Here is a 1,363-nt window from a genome sequence, read left to right on the forward strand (position 1 = left end):
GGCGGCGTAGGCCAGCACCTCGTCCTCGGTCGCGGCGCGGGCGGCGACGCGCGCCACCTCCGCCTGACGACGGCCGAGGCCGGGCGTGTCGTCGAACACGAACAGGTCCGCGTCGGCGATCTGGTCGAGCGCCGCCGGCCGGCGGAACAGCACGCCCTCGTCGAGCGCCTCCGCGAAGTCCCGCAAGGCCGACAGCTGGGCGCTGAAGCGGGGGGCGGTGGCGTAGTCCGGCCGGATGGTGGCCTGCGAGGGCCGCAGCGTGCGGGTGACCGCGAGGCTCACGGCCGCGAGCGCCAGCGCAGGCTTGGCGTTGCGGTTGGCCGCGATCTCCGCCTGGGCCGACGACGGCAGCCCCACGAAGGGCGCGTGCGGCAGGGCGCGCGCCACATGGGCCGCTGAGGTGGCGGCGCCCGCGCGCGACACCCGGAGCGCGACCGCCCCGTCCGTCACCCGCGCGCCCGCATGGACCAGATCGCCCTTGGTCACGTCGCGCGGGCGTCCATGGCCGAACGCGGTCTCGTCGGCGATCACGGCGAGCCCCTGCTCCACCACGCCGTCGGCGGGCGCCACCTCGCCCCGGCCGACGATGATGATGTCGCCGGGCCGCAGGTCGTCCACATGGACCTCGAGCTTCAGCCCGTTCGGCTGCGGGATTCGCGCCCAGACCGGACGCCGGCGCTGGCCCGCGAACAGCCGGCGCTGGCGCGCCACGATGGTGCGGCGCACGAGCTCCGGCCAGAACTGCATGAACACCGCCATGATGGAGCCGCCGAGCGGCGAGGCGGTGATCAGCAGGAAGCCGAGGCCGGCGGAGTAGAGCGCCGGCAGGCCGATCTGGCCGTGCCGGGCCTGCCGCGCCGCCAGAACCACGTTGGGCGCGCCGTAGAGCGCGAGCGCCGCGACCGCCACCGGACGCAGCGCCGGAACCGCGATCTGGCTCGCCGCGGACAGTCCGAGCAGGCCGACGGAGACCGCGAGCCGCTTGGGGGCCGGCGGGCCGTCGAGCCCATCGAGCAGCCGCGGCCAGGCCGCCTCCAGCTCGCGCGCCAGCCGCTCCGCCGACAGCAGGCCGGCGTCGAAGCGCACGGAGACGCCGCCGGTCAGCGGGCTCGCGCGGAAATCCTCCACGCCCGCGATGGCGGCGAGCTCCTCCTCCAGCCGAAACGCCAGATCGCGCCGCCACAGCAGCGCGGGATGGGCGAAGCGGGCCTGGTCCTCGCCCTCGCGGCGCACCCGCCAAGTGGAGAGCGTGTCGCCGATGCGGGACACGCGGATGTTCCAGGTGTCCGGCGCGTCGGGGAACAGCGTCGAGGCGTCGGGCGCCGTGCGGGCGCGGGCGGAGGCCAGCGCGGGGGCGGCGTCG

The 1,363-nt window shown here is 76.5% G+C and carries 1 protein-coding gene; it reads right to left on the bottom strand.

Annotated features, from left to right (window positions below; translation table 11 throughout):
* The coding region (locus ACFQ4O_RS17610) for a heavy metal translocating P-type ATPase (RefSeq protein WP_378777683.1) at nucleotides 1-1,363 on the bottom strand (1,363 nt) is incomplete at both ends.

The sequence above is a fragment of the Methylopila musalis genome (assembly GCF_042679725.1).
Lineage (GTDB): Bacteria > Pseudomonadota > Alphaproteobacteria > Rhizobiales > Methylopilaceae > Methylopila > Methylopila musalis.